General features: G+C 61.5%; 17 protein-coding genes and 1 CRISPR repeat array. Of the genes, 9 read left to right on the top strand and 8 right to left on the bottom strand.

The window, feature by feature from the left end:
- From B8115_RS03445 to B8115_RS03475, 8 genes are all read right to left on the bottom strand, one after another.
- Positions 1 to 429, bottom strand: a 429-nt coding sequence (locus tag B8115_RS03445) for a metal ABC transporter solute-binding protein, Zn/Mn family (protein WP_010626357.1), incomplete at its 3' end; no start/stop codon positions are given.
- A 38-nt stretch (positions 430 to 467) separates the two neighbouring features.
- Positions 468 to 1,358, bottom strand: a complete 891-nt coding sequence (locus B8115_RS03450) for a metal ABC transporter permease (protein WP_010626358.1) — start codon at positions 1,356 to 1,358, stop codon at positions 468 to 470.
- Entirely contained in the window at positions 1,355 to 2,089 is a 735-nt protein-coding gene (locus B8115_RS03455) for a metal ABC transporter ATP-binding protein (RefSeq protein ID WP_010626359.1), read from the bottom strand. Before B8115_RS03455 ends, B8115_RS03450 begins: the two co-directional genes overlap by 4 nt.
- Complete coding sequence (locus B8115_RS23700) at positions 2,089 to 2,238, bottom strand: hypothetical protein (RefSeq protein WP_162832591.1); 150 nt, start codon at positions 2,236 to 2,238, stop codon at positions 2,089 to 2,091. The genes B8115_RS03455 and B8115_RS23700 overlap by 1 nt, the downstream gene beginning before the upstream one ends.
- Before the next feature lie 132 nt (positions 2,239 to 2,370).
- Positions 2,371 to 3,270 (bottom strand): metal ABC transporter permease, encoded by a 900-nt coding sequence (locus B8115_RS03460; protein ID WP_010626360.1) that lies wholly within the window; start codon positions 3,268 to 3,270, stop codon positions 2,371 to 2,373.
- A gap of 128 nt (positions 3,271 to 3,398) precedes the next feature.
- Positions 3,399 to 4,019 carry a hypothetical protein gene (locus B8115_RS03465; RefSeq protein ID WP_238539191.1) on the bottom strand — a complete coding sequence of 207 codons (621 nt, stop codon included), beginning with the start codon at positions 4,017 to 4,019 and terminating at the stop codon, positions 3,399 to 3,401.
- 205 nt (positions 4,020 to 4,224) lie between these two features.
- Positions 4,225 to 5,061: a class I SAM-dependent methyltransferase gene (locus tag B8115_RS03470; RefSeq protein ID WP_010626362.1), complete on the bottom strand. Its 837-nt coding sequence runs from the start codon at positions 5,059 to 5,061 to the stop codon at positions 4,225 to 4,227.
- Between the two features lie 169 nt (positions 5,062 to 5,230).
- A complete protein-coding gene (locus B8115_RS03475; protein ID WP_010626363.1) occupies positions 5,231 to 6,757 on the bottom strand; it encodes a winged helix-turn-helix domain-containing protein in 1,527 nt (508 codons plus the stop codon).
- A gap of 115 nt (positions 6,758 to 6,872) precedes the next feature.
- Here B8115_RS03475 and B8115_RS03480 point away from each other — a divergent pair, with 115 nt between their 5' ends.
- The 9 genes from B8115_RS03480 to cas2 all read left to right on the top strand — a co-directional run bounded on the left by B8115_RS03480 (position 6,873) and on the right by cas2 (position 15,719).
- The gene (locus tag B8115_RS03480; protein ID WP_010626364.1) at positions 6,873 to 7,358 is read left to right on the top strand and encodes a TspO/MBR family protein; all 486 of its coding nucleotides are present in this window, start codon (positions 6,873 to 6,875) and stop codon (positions 7,356 to 7,358) included.
- A gap of 78 nt (positions 7,359 to 7,436) precedes the next feature.
- The gene (locus B8115_RS03485; RefSeq protein WP_010626365.1) at positions 7,437 to 8,033 is read left to right on the top strand and encodes a malonic semialdehyde reductase; all 597 of its coding nucleotides are present in this window, start codon (positions 7,437 to 7,439) and stop codon (positions 8,031 to 8,033) included.
- Positions 8,034 to 8,134: 101 nt separating this feature from the next.
- A complete protein-coding gene (locus B8115_RS03490) occupies positions 8,135 to 10,360 on the top strand; it encodes a CRISPR-associated helicase/endonuclease Cas3 (RefSeq protein WP_026037865.1) in 2,226 nt (741 codons plus the stop codon).
- A 37-nt stretch (positions 10,361 to 10,397) separates the two neighbouring features.
- Positions 10,398 to 11,066, top strand: a complete 669-nt coding sequence (cas5c, locus tag B8115_RS03495; RefSeq protein WP_010626367.1) for a type I-C CRISPR-associated protein Cas5c — start codon at positions 10,398 to 10,400, stop codon at positions 11,064 to 11,066.
- Positions 11,063 to 12,847 carry a type I-C CRISPR-associated protein Cas8c/Csd1 gene (gene cas8c, locus B8115_RS03500; protein ID WP_010626368.1) on the top strand — a complete coding sequence of 595 codons (1,785 nt, stop codon included), beginning with the start codon at positions 11,063 to 11,065 and terminating at the stop codon, positions 12,845 to 12,847. Before cas5c ends, cas8c begins: the two co-directional genes overlap by 4 nt.
- Entirely contained in the window at positions 12,844 to 13,713 is an 870-nt protein-coding gene (gene cas7c / locus B8115_RS03505; RefSeq protein WP_010626369.1) for a type I-C CRISPR-associated protein Cas7/Csd2, read from the top strand. The genes cas8c and cas7c overlap by 4 nt, the downstream gene beginning before the upstream one ends.
- Positions 13,714 to 13,722: 9 nt before the next feature.
- Positions 13,723 to 14,361 carry a CRISPR-associated protein Cas4 gene (gene cas4 / locus B8115_RS03510; protein WP_010626370.1) on the top strand — a complete coding sequence of 213 codons (639 nt, stop codon included), beginning with the start codon at positions 13,723 to 13,725 and terminating at the stop codon, positions 14,359 to 14,361.
- Between the two features lie 5 nt (positions 14,362 to 14,366).
- Positions 14,367 to 15,407, top strand: a complete 1,041-nt coding sequence (gene cas1c / locus B8115_RS03515) for a type I-C CRISPR-associated endonuclease Cas1c (RefSeq protein ID WP_010626371.1) — start codon at positions 14,367 to 14,369, stop codon at positions 15,405 to 15,407.
- A gap of 21 nt (positions 15,408 to 15,428) precedes the next feature.
- A complete protein-coding gene (cas2, locus tag B8115_RS03520) occupies positions 15,429 to 15,719 on the top strand; it encodes a CRISPR-associated endonuclease Cas2 (protein WP_010626372.1) in 291 nt (96 codons plus the stop codon).
- Positions 15,720 to 15,908: 189 nt separating this feature from the next.
- A CRISPR array of direct repeats spans positions 15,909 to 19,320; the repeat unit is 33 nt; unit sequence GTCGCGGCCCGCACGGGCCGCGCGGATAGAAAC.
- The last annotated feature ends 36 nt before the right edge of the window (positions 19,321 to 19,356 follow it).

Below are 19,356 nucleotides of genomic sequence, written 5' to 3' on the forward strand. Positions count from 1 at the left end.
ATCGTGGTCATGGCTATGGCCGTCGTCGTGATCGTGGTCGTGCCCGTGGTCATGGCCATGCGCATGCCCGTGGTCATGACCGTGATAATCTAGCTTGTCGATGCCGTCGGTGGCGGTTACCAGCGGGCCGCTGTAGTCGCTGGAATCGATCAGCCGTTCCATCCAGCCTTCGAACAGCAGGCCGTTGAACACTACCAGATCGGCATCGGCCAGGGCACGGGCGTCACGCGGGGTGGGGGAATAGACATGGGCGTCGCTGTCGGGGCCGACCAGCGAGGTGACCTCCACATGCTCGCCGCCCACGTTCTGCACCATGTCGGCCAGGATGCTGAAGCTGGTGACGACCTGAATGCGCTCGGCGGCAATGGCAGCCGGCAGTGCCAGCATGGCTGAAGTGCCAATGATCAGTGCTGGTGTAACGTGTCGCATGGAAGTCCTCCGTGAAGGGTTTATATTGTCGTGCTCGTTCAAAGTGGCTCCGGAGAGCCAAGCGGGGCGGCGCGCCGCCTCAGCTTGGCCAGCAGACTGTGATGCCGGCCGAACAAAGCGGAGAGCATGTAGCCCAAGCCTGCCAGCAGGATGATGCCCGGGCCGGAAGGGATATTGAGGTGGTAAGAGAGCAGCAGCCCACCGGTGCTGGCCAGCATGGCGAGCAGAATGGCGGTGCCGATCAGTCCTTCCAGGCGCTTGCTCCAGAAGCGTGCGGTGGTGGCTGGCAGCATCATCAAACCCACCGCCATGAGGGTGCCCAGGGTCTGGAAACCGGCGGTGAGGTTGAGCACCACCAGGCCGAGGAAGACGCCGTGCACCAGACCACCCTGCATGCCCTGGCCGCGCAGGAACAGCGGATCGAGACACTCCACCACCAGGGCACGGAAGATCAGCGCCAGGGTGAAGACGATCACGCTGCTGATCGCCGCGATCAGCAGCAGCGCGGTGGTGTTCACCGCCAGGATCGAGCCGAACAGCACATGGGTGAGATCGACGCTGCTGCCCCCCAGCGAGACCAGCATTACCCCCGCCGCCAGCGAGATCAGGAAGAAGCTGGCCATGGCCGAGTCTTCCCGGTGGCCGGTCATCTGCGACACGCTGCCCGCCAGCATGGCCACCAGCAGCCCCGAGAGCACGCCGCCCAGGCTCATGGCCGGCAGCGAGAAGCCGGCGAGCAGAAAGCCCAGCGCCACGCCGGGCAGAATGGCATGGGCCATGGCATCGCCGATCAGGCTCATGCCGCGCAGCATCAGAAACACGCCGATGGGCGGCGCCGCCAGCGACAGCGCCAGGCCGGCCACCGCGGCGCGCCGCATGAAGCCATAATCGAAGGGGGCTATCAGCCACTCGTGAAGCAGTTCGATCATGCTCCCACCCCCGGCATGCCCAGGGCGAGGCGGGCCGATTCGGCGGCGGTCGGCTGGCTGTGAAGCACCGCCTGGGCCGTGGTCCAGCGGGCGTGCCCCTGATGAAGCACCACCACCTCTTCGGCCAAGCGCGTGAGCTGCTCCATGTCGTGCAGTACCACGATGATGGTGGTGCCGTTGTCGGCCATCTCATGCAGTACCGTCATCAGCACCTCGACGGTTTCCACGTCGACGTTGGCGAACGGCTCGTCGAGCAGCAGCAGCTCCGCTTCCTGCATCAGGGTTCGGCCGATCAGCGCACGCTGACGCTGGCCGCCGGAAAGCTCGCCAAGCGGGCGGTGGGCCAGGTGGGAGATGCCCAGGCGCGCCATGACTTCACGCCCACGGCGATAGTGACGGGCGCAATACCCAGTGAGCGCGCCGTGGCTCGGCCAACTGCCGGTCATCACCAGCTCTTCCACGCTCATGGGGAAGGTAAGATCGAGCGCCAACTGCTGTGGCAGCCAGGCACGGCGCTCCTTGGGTACCGAGCACACCACCTTGCCCGCTACCGGGCGCAGCATGCCCATGATGCCCTGTATCAGCGTGCTCTTACCCGCGCCGTTGGCTCCCACCAAAGCGGTGATGGCGCCATCGCGAAAGCTCCCGTTCACGTGTTCGAGCACGGTGCGGTTGGCCTGAGCCAGCTGCAGGTCGCGTAGCTCCAGGCGCGAGCTCTGCGCTTCCGACATCAGCCCCACCATCCTGCTGCCCAGGAAACGGCCAACCAGAGCACACCCAGCGGCGCGGCAGCCAGCAGCAGGCGGCGCGTGGCGGAAAGCGACATCAATGAAAAATGGCATGGCCCTTCGGGGCGGTGCCGGTGCGTGCGGTGTGCCATACATGCCCCCTCACGAAACAGATTAAGATATAACATTACAAAACAGTCGGTAAAGTCTAGCCCATCAGACAGGACCGTGGACCAACTGATCCAGGGCGGCAGTATGCAGCGTTCGCAGCAAAAGGGAACCGCTCAAGGAATCAGTTGTGAACGCTGCGCCAATAGAGCCGCTTTGGGTCGGGTTCGGCCCGCTCGCAAACTGTGATAAGGACCAAGCACGATCGACATGATGTACACCAGCCCTGCCAGCAGAATGATCGTAGGCCCGGAGGGCAGGCCGGCGTGGTAGGACGCCAGTAACCCCACCATGCTGGCAGCTAGAGCAATGCCGACGGCAATGGCGATCATGCCCTCAAGCCGCTGGCTCCAGTAGCGTGCAGCGGCGGCGGGCAGCAGCATCAGGCCGGCTGCCATCAGCGTGCCCAGGGTCTGAAAGCTCACTACCAGACTCAGTACCACCATCATCATGAACAGAGCATGGGTCCAGCCGGCATGCCGCCCTTGCAGCGTCAGAAACTGCGGATCCAGGCACTCCACCACCAGAGCACGAAAGGCGACCGCCACACCGATCATTATCGCACTGCTGGCCACCGCCACCAGCATCAGCGTGCGGCTGTCCACCGTCAGTATGTTACCAAACAGCACATGGCCGAGATCCAGCGCATTCCCCGACAGGCTCACGATCAGCACCCCCGAGGCCATGGCCACCAGGAACAGGCTGGCCATGGCCGCGTCCTCCTTGAGTCCGCTGAATTGCGTCACCCCACCGGCCAGGGCAACGGTAATCAGCCCTGCCAGCACGCCGCCGGCCATCATCAGCGGCAGGGAGAAGCCGGCCAGCATGAAGGCGACGGCCACGCCCGGCAGAATGGCGTGGGACAGCGCCTCGCCCATCAGGCTCATGCCGCGCAGGGTGAGAAACACGCCGAGAATCGGTGCGGTAAGCGAGAGAGCCAATGACGCGACCAGGGCGCGGCGCATGAAGGCATAGTCGAAGGGTGACGTCAGCCACCAGAGCAGCGTATCGAGCATGGGGCAGGCCAAAGGGTTGTTAGATATGTTATATCATAACATAAATAGTTTCGATAAGAGCCCAGACTCAGATAGCCAAGGCTCTTACATCTCACCAATTCATCTCATCAATACACCCACCAAGGGGCTCAATAGCGCAGCGTCACGCCCACCTGATTGGGCGTCACCAGCAGGGCGTACTCGCCTTCCAGGTGCATGTCGCCGAACGAGACCCGTGCCGGCTGGAAGCGATTGATCGCCACCGAGGCCTGGCGTGGTTGGGTCTGCAGCTGCAGCTCGCTGACCAGCATGCCGGTGGCGAAATTGATCGCCCCATCGCGGCCGCGGCCGTCGCCCACACCGATCAGCAGGCCCGAGGCCGTATTCACCAGCAGAGAGCCGAGGCGCGCCTCCAGGCTGCGGCGCTGACGCTCTTCTGCGGCCACCTCATGCAGCAGCCGGCGCGCACTTTCGATATCGCCACCGCCTTCGCTCAACTGACGCCGAGCTGCCGGGTGCGGTTGGCGATCCATCAGCGTACCGGCCAGCGCCAGCGCCGACTTCACCGCGCCCACTCTGGCATCGTAACGAGTATCGCGGCTGTCCGACTCGCTGGCCTGATAGACGTTCACGGCAAGCGTAGAGGCGTACACCCCCGCCCAGCCGTACTGCCACACGTTGGCATGGCGCTCGCCCCGGGCCAGGGCGTCCTCGTAGGCCTGGTACTCCTGAGTGGACTGCTGGGCCAGGGCCAAAGGGGAGAAAAACATCAGGAGGGCGCATGCAAAGGGTAGGTGGGAAAGGCGAAGCATGAGGGATTCCTTGTCAGATAAGGGAATTGTGATCTTTTGTTTTTATAAAAGTAGTCGAGCGAAGAAAAGGGCGAAAAGAAAAGCGCGATGAGTCATTACGGCATGAAAGCAATGCCGGGAGCGCGAATATGCCGCTCCCGGCGGGGGAGTGATGTGTGGCCGCTTAACGCGTAATGACCACCTCCAGATACTCCGAGGGCACCACCATGGTGCCGTCCGTGGCACGGTTGTGAGCCTCGATCAGAGTGAGGACCTCCGAACGCAGCGCCTGCCTGGCTTCGCTATCAAGCGCTTCGAACGCTTTCAGCGTCGGCCCGTAGTAGGTGCTGAACACATCCAGCCAATGCGTTGGCGACTGGTAGCGGAAAGTGAAATACCTCGGCTGAGCCTCGATCTTCTGTACGTGCGGGCCGAAATGCGTCTCGAGAAACTCCCGAGTGCCCCACGCCGCCGGTGAGTTCACCCCCGCCGGCGGCGCCACATAGCGACCGACTGTCTTGAACAGCTGGCCGATGAAGCTCGCCGGGGTCCAGTTGGCCAAGCCGATCTTGCCGCCGGGCCGACATGCCCGGAGCAGCTCCGCGGCGGCCTGGCCCTGGTTGGGCGTGAACATCACCCCATAGGTGGAGACCACGTTGTCGAAAGAGGCGTCGGCGAACGGCAGGCTCTCGGCATCCGCCGTCCGGTAGTCGATCGCCAGCCCTTCCGCTTCGGCGCGCTTGGCGGACTTGGCCAGCAGCGCTTCCACGTAGTCGGTGGAGACGACCTTGCAGAATCGCCGGGCCGCAGCCAGCGAAGCGTTGCCGTTGCCGCCGGCCACGTCGAGCACGGACTGGCCGGCACGCAGATCCATGGCTTCGCACAGCTGTTCGCCGACGATCTGCAGGGTAACGCCGATACGGGCATAGTCACCGGCACCCCAAACCGCTTGTTGCTTGGCCTTGATCGCCGCGTAATCGGGGCCGGCGGCCTGCGACCCGAGCGTGGTAGAGAGAGTCATGACAAAACTCCTTGTGTGGATTGTCTCAGTGCTGTCGTCGCTCTACCCGCAATGGGTGCTTCCGAGCGACAAGCTCAGCCTATGCAGAGCCCTTACCACCGGCTTGCGGGTTGCGTGGGGATTTGTGGGGATTTGCGTGGGGAGAGGAGAGGGTGCGGGGCAAACAGGGCTACAGTGCCACCAAGCGCATGCCGTGCTTCTGCCCGACCAGCGCCGCAATTTGCTTGAGGGTCAGGTCGGGCTTGATGCGATAAGCATCTTCCAGCGCCTGGCGCGCCAGCTCCTGCCTGCCATCGAGCCGGTGGATGGCGGCCAGCACGATGCGAGGCATATAGCAGCGGTCGTCGCGCTGGCAGGCGAGTTCGGCCTGCTCGCGGGCAGCACTGCGGTCGCCGAGGAGCAGATAGGCAATGGCGAGTACCGAGCCCCAGATCGACAGGCGGCTGTCGAGCGGGCTGATGCGAATGCCATGGCGCAGATGAGCGACCGCTTCCACCGGACGATTGCCAGCCAGGTACGCCGAGCCCAATGCCGCCCAGGCCTGGGCGTTGGCCGGATTGATCTCCAGGGCCTTGCGTAGCATCGGCACGCCGCGGTCGGGATAACCGATATCGGCCAACGCACACCCGGCGTGACCGAGTACGGTCGAGTCCATGCTATCGAGCTGCAACGCGCACTCGGCGGCATCGAGCGCTTCAGCCCATGCCTGCTCGTGATCGCTCATCAGATCGAAGCGATGTCCCAGCCCACGTACCAGCGAGAGATAGGCCGCCGCCAGGGCGAAGCCCGGCTCCAGCCGCCAACTGCGCCGCAGCAGATCCGCCGCCGCCGAGAAAGACTCCGGATGCCAACCCTGCAGCGCCAGGATACCGCTGGCCTCGAGATAGAGCTGGCGGGCGCTACGCTCGCCATCGAGACTGCTCACCTTGCGATAGATGGCACGGTGCAGCTGCGGCTCCAGCTTGGCGATGATCATGGGCACGCCGATGTCGAGGGCCTCGCCCACCGGGCCGACCAGGGTAAAGGTCTCGGCCCACAGACGAAAGCCGGCCTTGGCATCGGTCAGATGCACGGTCACGCGCATCCGCTCCGCGCCCTCAGCGGGCCAGGCCTGCACGCTGCCCTCCAAGACGTAATCGACCCCCAGCGCCTCGTGAAGCTCGCGTGCGGCCGGTGTCACCGGGCGGTCGAGATACTGTCCGCCCCGGGCGCTCAGGCGCAGCAGCGGTATCCGCGTGAGGATGGAACTCAGCTCGCCGGTCAGCGCATCGGCAAACCGATTGAGCTCAGGGGCGTCGGCCAATGCACGCAGCGGCAGAATGAGCAGGGCGGGATCGTCGCTGCCGAAGGTCGAGGAAGCCGTCTTCGCTACACGCTCAGAGGCATCATCGTCGGTCACGCTCGCGGTGAAGCGGAAGCCTCGGCCGCGTACCGTCCTGATGTAGACCTGGGTGTCGCCGCTGTCGTCCAACGCGCGCCGTGCCTGCTTGATGCAGGAAGCGACGGTAGCGTCCGAGACGATCCGCCCCGCCCACACGGCCTCGATCAGTTCATCGCGACTGAAGACCCGATCCGGATGGTGAGCGAAGTGCACGATGAGATCGAACACCATCGGTTCCACGCGACGCAGCTCGCCGTGTCGACGCAGCTCATAGTGCGCCGTATCGAGTTCGAAATCGTCAAACCGGAGGGTCATGGCGTTGTGCCGTCCCGGGCATATATTTGAATATCGCTACTCTGGTCTAGAGTATGGTTCAGGCCGGGGGTAACCGCTTCGTTCCACTGGCGACATCGAGCAAAAGGAGTTGCGCATGACAGTCCCTTCCGTCGTCCCCCGTCACTCGTTGATGGTCTTTCTCGGCTGGCTGCTGGTGGTCGCCCTCGTGGCCATGATTGGGGCGCTTACCTCGCCCGGAGCCTGGTATGCCGAGCTCGAAAAGCCGCCGCTCACACCCCCCGGCTGGGTCTTCTCGGTGGTCTGGACGATCCTCTACCTGCTGATGGCGATAGCCGCCTGGCGGGTTACGCTGCGGGTTTCTCCCGAGCAGCGGGGCACGGTGCTATGGCCCTTCGTCGCCCAGTTGGTGGCCAACGGGCTATGGTCGCTGCTGTTTTTCGGCATGAACCTGATGGTTTTCGCCCTGCTCGATCTCGTGCTGCTGTGGGGGCTGCTGCTGCTGACGATTCGTCGCTTTGCCCGCATTTCGTCACTGGCTGCCTGGCTACTGGTGCCCTACCTGGCCTGGGTCAGCTTTGCGGGTTACCTCAACGCAGGGATCGTCTGGCTGAATGGATAACGCTTCGCACAACCGGTCGTGACCGGCCGGTAACGAACGCGTAAAGTGAGCTGAGCCCACTTCGAACCGGAGAGTTCAATGCCTCGTCAGCCCCTCGACGACACCGCGCTGGATACCGTGTTTCGCAAAGCGCGCACCCACTACGGCTTCAAGCAGGAACCCATCGACGAGGCCACTCTGCGCGAGCTCTACGACCTGCTCAAGTGGGGCCCCACCTCGATGAACTGCCAGCCGGCGCGCTACGTCTTCGTGGTGAGCGAGGAAGGCAAGTCGCGCCTGATCCCGGCGCTCTCCGAAGGCAACCGCGACAAGGCCCACGAAGCCTCAGTCACCGTGATCGTCGCCATCGACACCCGCTTCTACGAACACATGCCCACCGTCTTCCCGCAATCGCCCAATGCCCGCGAGCGCTTCGCCGAGAACCCCGACAAAGCCAGCGACACCGCCTGCCGCAACGGCACCCTGCAGGGCGCCTACCTCATCGTGGCCGCACGCATGCTGGGGCTCGACGTCGGCCCCATGAGCGGCTTCGACCACGACATGATCGACGAAGAGTTCTTTCCGGACGGCCGCTACAAGAGCAACTTCCTGGTCAACCTCGGTGTGGGGGAGCCAAAAACTCAGCGCCCGAGAGGGCCGAGGCTGGCGTTCGAGGAAGTGGCGGAGGTGGTTTGAGAGTTATGATCTGCCTCAATTTAAGAATAATTTTTTGTAGCGAAAAGTTACGATAGATGCTTGTCTAAAAGGACTAGAAAAATACGACAGGCAGGGAACGCATGTTTTATGCGCACTCCATTGAGGATGTCGACAGAGCTCATTGGCAGCCATTAGCAGGGCATCTGAACGCAGTGGGTCGACTGGCAGCTCAACGAGCGAGCCGGTTTGGCGCCGCGCCATGGGGCGAGGCAGTGGGTTTGCTGCACGACCTTGGCAAGTACACTGTGCCTTTCCAGCGGCGTCTGGAAGGTTCGCCGGAGCGCGTTGACCACTCCACGGCAGGCGCCCATGTCGCCATCGAGAAATATCCGCAGCTTGGCCATCTATTGGCCTATCTAATTGCTGGCCACCATGCTGGGCTGGCCAATGGGCGGGATAGCGGCGAACGTACGCCGCTGAAGAACCGCTTAGAAGCAGACTTGCCCCCTCTCGACCCGATATGGCAGCAAGAGATTGTTCTGCCCGAATTCCTGCCACCACCCGAGCGATTCCAGCGTCGCAATGCCAGGGCCTTCTTCCAGTACGCGTTTCTCGCGAGAATGCTGTTTTCCTGCTTGGTCGATGCCGACTTTATCGATACCGAAGCGTTCTATGCCGTAAATGAGCGGGGCGTACCCCTCGCGCGCGGTGGCGGGCCACCCTTGGGCGCATTGCGTGATGCTTTGGATAAGCATCTAGCCGGCTTCAAGGGCGATAGTGATGTCAATCGCCTACGAGGAGAAATCCTCTCCCATGTATGTTCACAAGCCGCGCTCACGCCAGGTAGATTCTCGCTGACGGTACCAACCGGTGGAGGCAAGACGCTGGCCTCGCTGGCTTTCGCTCTCGATCATGCCATCGCCCACGGCATGGATCGGGTGATCTATGTGATTCCCTTCACCAGTATCGTCGAGCAGAACGCTGCGGTGTTTCGTCATGCCTTGGGGCAGCATGGCGAGGCGGCAGTGTTGGAGCACCATAGTGCCTTCGACACTGACAATCAGCGCGACCAGCGAAGTATCGACAAGTTGCGCCGCGACAGCGAAAACTGGGATGCACCGATCATCGTCACCACGGCAGTACAGTTCTTCGAAAGTCTCTTTGCTGCCAAGACTTCACGCTGCCGCAAACTGCACAACATTGCTAACAGCGTGGTGATCCTGGACGAGGCCCAAACCATGCCCTTGCCGCTGCTGCGGCCCAGCGTGACGGCACTGGACGAACTAGCGCTGAACTATCGCACCAGTGTCGTGCTGTGTACGGCGACTCAGCCGGCCCTGGCCGAAACCGACGTTCCTGAAAGTAGTTTCAAAGGCGGTTTGCGAAATCTGAGGGAACTTGCCCCAGAGCCTGAAAAGCTCTATCGGCAACTGGAGCGTGTCCATGTGCGTCATGTTGGCCCCATGACGGATGAGGAGCTTCGCGATCAACTGCTCGCGACCGATCAGGTGCTATGCATCGTCAATAACCGTCGTCACGCCCAGGCTTTGTACGAGTCGGTAGCGGAGCAGCCTGGTGCCTATCATCTAACCACCTCGATGTGCGCTGTGCACCGTCGCCAGATACTGGCCGAGATACGCCAAGTGCTGGAACAGGGGAGGCCCTGCCGGGTAATTTCGACATCTCTCATAGAAGCTGGGGTAGATGTCGACTTTCCGCGCGTCTTGCGTGCCGAGGCAGGACTGGACTCCATCGCCCAGGCGGCTGGGCGCTGTAATCGCGAAGGCAAGCGTGCCGTTGGCGACAGTGAGGTGTTGATCTTTTCTACCGTCAATGAAGAGTGGGAGCCTCCTCCTGAACTCAAGCAGTTCGCTCAAGCTACTGTCGAAGTGCTCAGGCATCACGGAGATGACCCTTTGTCGTTGGCAGCGATAGAGGCCTACTTCCGCCTACTGTATTGGCAGCAGGGGCCGCAGCGGCTAGACCGGCATGGTCTTTTGAAGTTGGTTGAGGATGGCCGTCTCGATGGACTTCCCTTCGAAACCCTCGAGCAGAAGTTTCGCATGATCGAGAACAACCAGCGTGCCGTGATCATTCCCTTCGACGGTAAGGCCCGAGCCGCGTTGAGAGATCTAGAGCATGTCGAAGGAGTCGGTGGTATCGCTCGCAAGCTGCAACCCTACACCGTACAGGTTCCACGCCAAGGCTTCGCTGCGTTGGAGCGGGTTGGCGCCATCTCGGCTGTTAAATCCGACAAGTTCGGGGAGCAATTCATGGTGTTGATAAACGAGGATCTTTACGACAAGCGGCTTGGACTGAACTGGAGTGATCCGACATTCCGAGCCAGTGAGTCCAATGTCTGGTGAGATAATTGCATATAGCAAACTAATTAAGGAGCAGCGGATGACATATGGGGTTCGTCTGCATATCTGGGGGGAGCGGGCCTGCTTTACTCGGCCTGAGATGAAAGTCGAGCGTGTCTCCTACGATGTGATCACGCCGTCCGCAGCGCGAGGCATCCTGGAAGCTATCCACTGGAAGCCGGCGATTCGCTGGTGCGTGGATCGCATCCATGTATTGAAACCGATCCGATTCGAATCGCTGCGCCGCAACGAAGTCGCGGGAAAGCTGCCTGCCTCGACCGTTACCAAGGCCATGAAGGCGGGGCGTGTCGACGACGTGGCTTATTTCGTTGACCAGAATCGGCAACAGCGTGCTGCCACCATTTTGCGCGATGTGGGCTATGTGATTGAGGCTCACTTCGAGTTCACTTCGCGTGCCGACGAGAGCGATACGCCCGGCAAGCATCTGGACATCTTCAATCGCCGTGCCCGCCAAGGACAGTGCTTCCACATGCCATGCCTGGGCACACGAGAGTTCCCAGCTGCATTTGAGTTGATCGAAGCTGAGGTTGACATGCCACAGGTCGATCCACAGCTAAATGGGGAGCGTGATCTCGGCTTCATGTTGCATGATATCGACTTCGCCAACGGCAAGATGCCACGTTACTTTCGCGCCAGGATGCAGGACGGCGTGATCGAGGTGCCGCCTTTCGAGGAGGCATTGGCATGATCCTGACCGCTCTGAACGATTACTATCAGCGACTGGCTGATGAAAATAAAGTGCCACTGCCTGGCTTCAGTAGTGAGAAAGTCAGCTTCTGCCTAGTATTTTCCCAGGATGGAAAGCCGCTACAGATCATCGATCTGCGCGATACCACCGGCAAGAAGCCTCGACCCAGCCCTTGCCAGGTGCCTGTGGACAAACGTCGTACCTCGGGAATCCACGCCTATCCGCTGTGGGACAAGACTGCGTATGCCCTCGGTGTCTCTGCTGGTGAAGGTAAGCGACTGGTGGATGAGCATGACGCATTCAAGGAACGTCAGCGCGCGCTCTTCGGCGAGAGTGATGATCCCTATTTGATCGCCTTTCTTAGACTGCTCGATCAATGGATGCCAGAGCAACTCATCGGTCTTCCTGGCTACAGCGAAGAAGTATTGGATACCAATATTATATTTCGGCTCGATGGCCAGCGACAGTATTTGCATGAGAACCATGAAGCACGACGGCTATGGGGCGCTGCGCTGGAAAGTGGTGAAGGGGAGCTGGGACAATGCTTGATCACCGGTGAGATCGCCCCGTTGGGTACCGACCACCCTGCAATTCGAGGCGTCAGGGATGCACAGTCGTCTGGCGCATCGCTCGTCTCGTTTAACAGCGATGCTTATGAATCCTACGGCTACAGCAAGAATCAAAACGCCTCGATTTCCAAATCAGCCATCTTTGGCTACTCAACGGCGCTGAATTACTTGCTGAGAGGAGATACCGATAATCGTCAACGGCTCCAGATCGGCGATGCCACGGTGGTGTTCTGGGCCAGAGCCAGGGATGCGGCACATGCTGAGGCGGCCGAGGACTTTTTCGCCATGCTCAATGAGCCGCCCAGTGATGAGCAAGAGGCTGCTAAGCTGGGTACCTTGCTGACCGATATTTCTCAAGGACGTCCTTTGCAGGAGCTGGATCCGTTGTTGGAACCGGATACCCAGTTCTTCGTGCTCGGTCTTGCCCCTAACGCTGCTCGCTTATCGGTGCGCTTTTGGTATGTGGATAGTCTGGAGCGCCTGGCTCAGCACTATGCCCAACATCATAAAGATATGCTGCTGGAGCCTATCCCTTGGAAAGGTGTGATGCCGGGTGTGAGGCGGCTTGCTCTGCAGACAGCCCCCATTCGTGGCGACTGGCCAAAAGCTGAAGATGTGCTGCCACAACTAGCCGGCGAGATGATGCGCTCCGTCCTTACCGGGTGTCGCTATCCTCAGTCTCTGTTGAACAACATAGTGATGCGCTTTCGCAGCGATGGTGGCATTACTGGCCTGCGCGTGGCGCTTTGCAAGGCTGTACTTGCACGAGATGCACGACTCGTAGCGAACTCGAATTTCAACTATCAGGAGGTGCCCGTGAGTCTCGATCAACATTGCACCAATGCCAGTTACTTATTAGGAAGGCTGTTTGCTGAACTGGAGAATGCTCAGCGAGAAGCCCTAGGTAAAGAAGTCAATGCTACAATACGTGACCGTTATTATGGTGCGGCTTCAGCTACCCCGGCGAATGTGTTTCCAATGCTGACGCGAGGTGTTGTTCACCATTTCTCTAGGATACGAAAAGATAAGAGAGAAAATGTCGCCTATGCTATTGAGAAAAAAATGGGTGAGATAATGAAAAAGCTGCCAGCGGAATTTCCTAAGCATCTTTCTATTCAGGAGCAAGGAAAGTTTGCTATTGGTTATTATCAACAGAAATGGACTCGTCAACAAGAGAATGCTGATGAGGCTAGCCCGGGAGATATGGAATGACCGCCATCGCCAATCGTTACGAATTCGTGCTGCTGTTCGACGTCACCAACGGCAACCCCAACGGGGATCCGGATGCAGGCAACCTGCCCCGGCTCGACCCTGAGACGAACCAGGGGCTGGTGACAGACGTCTGCCTCAAGCGCAAGATCCGCAACTACGTCGCCTTGGAGAAGGAAGAAGAAGCCGGCTACGCCATCTATATGCAGGAGAAATCAGTACTCAACAACCAGCATAAGAAGGCCTATGATGCGCTCGACATTAAACCCGAGCCCAAGAAGCTGCCCAAAGAGGTGGAAAAGGCTCGGGCGCTGACGGAGTGGATGTGCCGGAATTTCTTCGATGTTCGCACCTTCGGTGCGGTAATGACCACCGAGGTCAACTCTGGCCAAGTGCGTGGCCCGGTGCAGATGGCTTTTGCCAGCTCTATCGACCCGGTCGTGCCGATGGAAGTCTCGATTACCCGAATGGCGGTTACCAATGAGCGCGATCTGGAGAAGGAGCGAACCATGGGCCGCAAACACATCATTCCCTATGGCCTCTATCGTGCTCATGGCTACATATCGGCCAAGCTCGCTGAGCGTACCGGCTTCTCGGACGATGATCTCGAGCTGCTGTGGCGTGCGCTGGTCAATATGTTCGAGCATGACCGCTCCGCTGCCCGTGGCGAAATGTCGGCGCGTAAGCTGATCGTCTTCAAGCATGATAACCCGATGGGTAATGCCCCGGCGCATCTGCTGTTCGACAGCGTAAAAGTCGAGCGCGTCGAAGGTGAGGAGCGTACGCCAGCCCGTCATTACAGCGACTATCGCGTCTCTGTCGATGCAGAGGCCTTGCCGGCCGGTGTCAGCGTCGACGAGAAGCTGTAGGCGAATGGGATGGAAGATGACGTCCGACCGATCCCGCTCTCGGCGCTGCAGCACATGCTGTTCTGCCCGCGCCAGTGTGCGCTGATTCACCTCGAACAGCAGTGGGAGGAGAACCGCTATACGGCGGAAGGACGCATTCTTCATGAGCGGGCCGACCACCTGGGTCATGAGCGCCGGCGCGGCATTCATACCGCGATGGCGCTTCCGCTGGCCAGTGAAGCGCTGGGATTGACCGGAGTTGCCGATGTGGTTGAGTTCGACGAATCCTGGCAACCTCACGTGGTGAGGCCCATAGAATACAAACGTGGCCGGCCCAAGGCGCATCGAGCCGATGAAGTACAACTCTGTGCCCAGGCGCTGTGCCTGGAGGAGATGCTGAGCCTTAAAATCGAGGAGGGAGCGCTCTACTACGGCAAGACACGGCGGAGAAAGACCGTCACGTTCGACGAAGAGCTTCGGACACTGACCTTGCGAATCATCGCAGAGACGCGAGCCCTCTTCGATAGCAACCGTACGCCATCCGCTACCTACGAGCCAAAGCGCTGCGACCACTGCTCGCTGATAGATGCCTGCCAACCTCAGGTCATGGGTAAGCAGAGATCGGCAGGTCGATGGCTGGAGCGTCAAATTCAATCTCTGGATGAGTGAATCGTATGCGCCGCCAGCTCAATACACTCTATATCACTACTGAGGGAGCTTGGCTCAAGAAGGATGGAGCCAATGTGGTCATGGATGTCGAGGGCAAGGAGCGGGCACGGCTCCCCATTCACATGCTCGAGTCACTGGTCTGCTTCGGTAGGGTGCTGGTATCTCCACCATTGATGGGCTTTTGTGCCGAACAAGGGGTCACTATTACGCACTTGACCCCCAACGGTAAGTTTCTTGCACGTATCGAGGGGCCGGTGTCAGGCAATGTGCTGCTGAGGCGTGCACAGTACCGCACTAGCGATGCCGACGTTGGTTGTGCTGATATCGTTCGCGGTTTGTTGATTGGCAAGGTGCATAACCAGAGAGCGGTAATCGCCAGGGGGTTGCGAGACTACGCTAGCAAGCTGGAGCCGCCTGAGCGTGAAGGTTTGGAAAGGGCGCGCACCCGTCTAAGCCGGATAGCTCGGGATCTATTGCATGAGCCCACGACGAATGGGTTACGGGGTCTGGAGGGTGAAGCCGCGCAGGTCTATTTCGGCGTCTTCGATAGTCTCGTTCGCCACGATGGTGAAGTCTTCCGCTTCACTGGCCGCAACCGTCGTCCGCCGCGTGATCGTCTCAATGCCCTATTGTCCTTCCTCTATACGTTGTTGACCCACGACTGCCGTTCGGCGCTAGAAAGCGTAGGGCTGGACCCGGCAGTGGGATTCCTTCATCGGGATCGCCCCGGCCGGCCCAGCTTGGCGCTCGATCTTGCCGAGGAGTTCAGGCCTCTTTTGGGGGATAGATTGGCGCTGTCTCTAGTCAATCGTCGCCAACTGCGCGAGAAGGACTTCACGGTTGCTGAAAGTGGTGGTGTGGTCTTGACCGACGATGCGCGCAAGACGGTACTGACCGCCTATCAGGAGAGGAAGCGTGAAGAGCTTAATCACGCCTTTATCGGCGAGAAGGCTCCGATTGGCATGCTGCCGATATTGCAGGCTCAGTTGTTGGCACGCCATCTGCGCGGCGACCTGGATGCCTACCCGCCCTTCTTATGGAAATGACTCGACTAGGAGAGTGCAGCGATGATGGTTCTGGTCAGCTATGACGTCAGCACGTCATCAGAGGGTGGCGAAGGAAGGTTGCGCCGGGTTGCCAAAGCTTGCCGTGATGTCGGGCAGCGAGTGCAATTCTCGGTTTTCGAGATCGAAGTCGATCCTGACCAATGGGTTCGCCTTCGACAGCGGCTAATCGATCTGATCGATGATGAAGTGGATAGCTTGCGCTTCTACTTCCTGGGAAAGAACTGGAAGAATCGTATTGAGCATATTGGCGCAAAGCCTGCCTTGGATATGAATGGTCCTCTTGTTTTCTAGTCTCCCTCCTGTTCTGCGAACCATAAGTGTCCTGGGTTTTCCTGGCAGGTTCGCGGCTCTTTAACAATTTGATTTTTCTAATTTTATTATGCCTGGCCATCAAAACCAGGCAGTATTTCCTGCTGCAGCGTCCTATTTCGCAGAACTATGGGCATTTCACCTGCTCCATCAAAGCGTTATAAGGGAACAGTCGCGGCCCGCACGGGCCGCGCGGATAGAAACACTCACACCTCGAGCGACTTCGGCCACCTGCTGGCGGTCGCGGCCCGCACGGGCCGCGCGGATAGAAACGCCCAGGTGCAGCTATATATGCACCACAGCGCGCAAGTCGCGGCCCGCACGGGCCGCGCGGATAGAAACACTGCCGGTCGTATCTCCGGCAATGGCTCTGGCCAGGTCGCGGCCCGCACGGGCCGCGCGGATAGAAACCACCTCGAGCATGTCGAACAGCGTCGGCATCGACGTCGCGGCCCGCACGGGCCGCGCGGATAGAAACTCTTCCGAGGTGACGCTATGCGTTACATCACCCTGTCGCGGCCCGCACGGGCCGCGCGGATAGAAACGATGTCGGCTGGTTCGAACCCCGCTGACCACCGGTCGCGGCCCGCACGGGCCGCGCGGATAGAAACCCGATTACAGGACTGGAAGAGGCCATAGCGCCACTGTCGCGGCCCGCACGGGCCGCGCGGATAGAAACACGCGAGTGGTGAAGGTCTCTGGCCGCGCCCTTGCCGGTCGCGGCCCGCACGGGCCGCGCGGATAGAAACCGCGGCATGCCGGTGGCCGACGTGGTCGCTACCCAGGTCGCGGCCCGCACGGGCCGCGCGGATAGAAACCTGGCGGCTGCCTGCACTCGCATCATTGCCAGCCCCACGTCGCGGCCCGCACGGGCCGCGCGGATAGAAACTTTCGTGGCCTCGCTCATCTCCGTGGTGTTGATCGTCGCGGCCCGCACGGGCCGCGCGGATAGAAACACAACATCACCGGCTACCTGTCGATTGCGGAGATGTCGCGGCCCGCACGGGCCGCGCGGATAGAAACTCGATGTGCCAGGTGAAGCGGAAGGTCTGGCCCAGTCGCGGCCCGCACGGGCCGCGCGGATAGAAACCGCCTGGGGCTGCTCGATTCCACCGAAGAATACGCGTCGCGGCCCGCACGGGCCGCGCGGATAGAAACTCGTCCTCGATCTTGACGTTGAAGCCGGCGGCGCGTCGCGGCCCGCACGGGCCGCGCGGATAGAAACGATAGCAGACGCCGTCCTGATATCAGGAGCTATCGGGTCGCGGCCCGCACGGGCCGCGCGGATAGAAACCGTAACAAGGTGCCGGCCGGCTACGACGAGGAGGTCGCGGCCCGCACGGGCCGCGCGGATAGAAACCTCTTTTTTCGAGAGGTCCGGCTCGACAATCGGGCGTCGCGGCCCGCACGGGCCGCGCGGATAGAAACGTTGAGTCCGGCAAGACGTTGACCCTGCCGGCCCCTGTCGCGGCCCGCGCGGATAGAAACCAAATCAGCACCCTACCGACGACCCTGTCTAACGTCGCGGCCCGCACGGGCCGCGCGGATAGAAACATCGAGTGACTTTTTGGCCCGGCGGTTTTTCATGCGTCGCGGCCCGCACGGGCCGCGCGGATAGAAACGCCCACAGCATGCCGCCGGTGGCGTAGCTGGGCGTCGCGGCCCGCACGGGCCGCGCGGATAGAAACTGAACAGGAACAGTTATATCCCTATAACGAGAAACGTCGCGGCCCGCACGGGCCGCGCGGATAGAAACGCCATTCTCGTCAACGGCCGCGTATGGGTGCGTTGGGTCGCGGCCCGCACGGGCCGCGCGGATAGAAACGGTACCAGCATCGTGGGCACGTCGGTGCCGGGGTGTCGCGGCCCGCACGGGCCGCGCGGATAGAAACGCGCTACGCCTGCCCCTGCCCCCACCTGACCAGGTCGCGGCCCGCACGGGCCGCGCGGATAGAAACCTTGAGAACCTCAACCGTGGCTATGCGTCAGGTGGGGTCGCGGCCCGCACGGGCCGCGCGGATAGAAACAGGCGCGCGTTACTAATCTGGAGTATGAGCTGAAGTCGCGGCCCGCACGGGCCGCGCGGATAGAAACAGATTCGGGCAATGGGGGGCCTTGTTGAGTGGTGTCGCGGCCCGCACGGGCCGCGCGGATAGAAACTTGGTCATGCCGCGAGTGACGGGGTAATCGTGCGGCGTCGCGGCCCGCACGGGCCGCGCGGATAGAAACATGTTCGTCACGCATAACCTGGCCTGGCTCCAAATGTCGCGGCCCGCACGGGCCGCGCGGATAGAAACGTGGTGTGGTGCCCTGGCGATATGAAGGTGAGGCGCGTCGCGGCCCGCACGGGCCGCGCGGATAGAAACTTACATCGCCAGATGTGCGAAAGAGGGGCGTCCTGTCGCGGCCCGCACGGGCCGCGCGGATAGAAACGCCGAAGGCGGCGGTATCGGCAAAGATGTCGAGGGCGTCGCGGCCCGCACGGGCCGCGCGGATAGAAACCCCCAGCTCGTCGCCGAATGTTGTCGCTGCGGCGAGTCGCGGCCCGCACGGGCCGCGCGGATAGAAACCGTCCCATTCTGCCCAGTGAGCAGGATGATGCTCGTCGCGGCCCGCACGGGCCGCGCGGATAGAAACATGCTCATCCCCTCCCCAATGCCGCACGCAGGGAGCGTCGCGGCCCGCACGGGCCGCGCGGATAGAAACGACATCGCCGGGCCCTGCTACGAGATGCGCGAAGTCGCGGCCCGCACGGGCCGCGCGGATAGAAACCTGGACAGGTGCGTCAGCAGGATCTGAGCATCACGTCGCGGCCCGCACGGGCCGCGCGGATAGAAACGCCAAGTATTTGCGCTAATACGGCGTCATCCAGCAGGTCGCGGCCCGCACGGGCCGCGCGGATAGAAACAAGCCCGAACTGTCGTTGACTGAATACAAGAAGGTCGCGGCCCGCACGGGCCGCGCGGATAGAAACTGAAGCTGCACCACCACACGGAACGGAATGTTGTGGTCGCGGCCCGCACGGGCCGCGCGGATAGAAACTGGGCGTTGCTGCTACCGACGAAGCCCGTGCCGCCGGTCGCGGCCCGCACGGGCCGCGCGGATAGAAACGTACTCAGCCGCCAGGGCGTCACGCTCGTCGTCCGTCGCGGCCCGCACGGGCCGCGCGGATAGAAACTCGTACTTGCCCTCGAACCACTCGCGCACCGTCTCGTCGCGGCCCGCACGGGCCGCGCGGATAGAAACTTGTCCAGGCGACGGTAGGCGTCGCGGTATGCCGGGTCGCGGCCCGCACGGGCCGCGCGGATAGAAACTCCAGCGAAGCTGCGAATGCTCTCACCCGCAAAATCGTCGCGGCCCGCACGGGCCGCGCGGATAGAAACACGGTGGGCGTGCCCGGCTATGAGAGCGTCAACGGTCGCGGCCCGCACGGGCCGCGCGGATAGAAACACTGCCGGGCGGATTCCTCAGGCAAGCAGTATTGTCGCGGCCCGCACGGGCCGCGCGGATAGAAACGCCCGGATGGCCTGTGTCACCGCCCTGGTGTCTTGTCGCGGCCCGCACGGGCCGCGCGGATAGAAACTTCGGGTTGCCTTCGCCGTAGCCGAAAGCGCCAGTG

Source organism: Halomonas sp. KM-1, from assembly GCF_000246875.1.
GTDB lineage: Bacteria > Pseudomonadota > Gammaproteobacteria > Pseudomonadales > Halomonadaceae > Halomonas > Halomonas aerodenitrificans.

What these genes read in the sequence shown, in the direction of transcription:
- B8115_RS03450 (WP_010626358.1), bottom strand. Translation starts at nt 1,358, where the DNA reads ATGATCGAACTGCTTCACGAGTGGCTGATAGCCCCCTTCGATTATGGC.
- B8115_RS03455 (WP_010626359.1), bottom strand. Translation starts at nt 2,089, where the DNA reads ATGTCGGAAGCGCAGAGCTCGCGCCTGGAGCTACGCGACCTGCAGCTG.
- B8115_RS23700 (WP_162832591.1), bottom strand. Translation starts at nt 2,238, where the DNA reads ATGGCACACCGCACGCACCGGCACCGCCCCGAAGGGCCATGCCATTTT.
- B8115_RS03460 (WP_010626360.1), bottom strand. Translation starts at nt 3,270, where the DNA reads ATGCTCGATACGCTGCTCTGGTGGCTGACGTCACCCTTCGACTATGCC.
- B8115_RS03465 (WP_238539191.1), bottom strand. Translation starts at nt 4,019, where the DNA reads ATGTTTTTCTCCCCTTTGGCCCTGGCCCAGCAGTCCACTCAGGAGTAC.
- B8115_RS03470 (WP_010626362.1), bottom strand. Translation starts at nt 5,061, where the DNA reads ATGACTCTCTCTACCACGCTCGGGTCGCAGGCCGCCGGCCCCGATTAC.
- B8115_RS03475 (WP_010626363.1), bottom strand. Translation starts at nt 6,757, where the DNA reads ATGACCCTCCGGTTTGACGATTTCGAACTCGATACGGCGCACTATGAG.
- B8115_RS03480 (WP_010626364.1), top strand. Translation starts at nt 6,873, where the DNA reads ATGACAGTCCCTTCCGTCGTCCCCCGTCACTCGTTGATGGTCTTTCTC.
- B8115_RS03485 (WP_010626365.1), top strand. Translation starts at nt 7,437, where the DNA reads ATGCCTCGTCAGCCCCTCGACGACACCGCGCTGGATACCGTGTTTCGC.
- B8115_RS03490 (WP_026037865.1), top strand. Translation starts at nt 8,135, where the DNA reads ATGTTTTATGCGCACTCCATTGAGGATGTCGACAGAGCTCATTGGCAG.
- cas5c (WP_010626367.1), top strand. Translation starts at nt 10,398, where the DNA reads ATGACATATGGGGTTCGTCTGCATATCTGGGGGGAGCGGGCCTGCTTT.
- cas8c (WP_010626368.1), top strand. Translation starts at nt 11,063, where the DNA reads ATGATCCTGACCGCTCTGAACGATTACTATCAGCGACTGGCTGATGAA.
- cas7c (WP_010626369.1), top strand. Translation starts at nt 12,844, where the DNA reads ATGACCGCCATCGCCAATCGTTACGAATTCGTGCTGCTGTTCGACGTC.
- cas4 (WP_010626370.1), top strand. Translation starts at nt 13,723, where the DNA reads ATGGAAGATGACGTCCGACCGATCCCGCTCTCGGCGCTGCAGCACATG.
- cas1c (WP_010626371.1), top strand. Translation starts at nt 14,367, where the DNA reads ATGCGCCGCCAGCTCAATACACTCTATATCACTACTGAGGGAGCTTGG.
- cas2 (WP_010626372.1), top strand. Translation starts at nt 15,429, where the DNA reads ATGATGGTTCTGGTCAGCTATGACGTCAGCACGTCATCAGAGGGTGGC.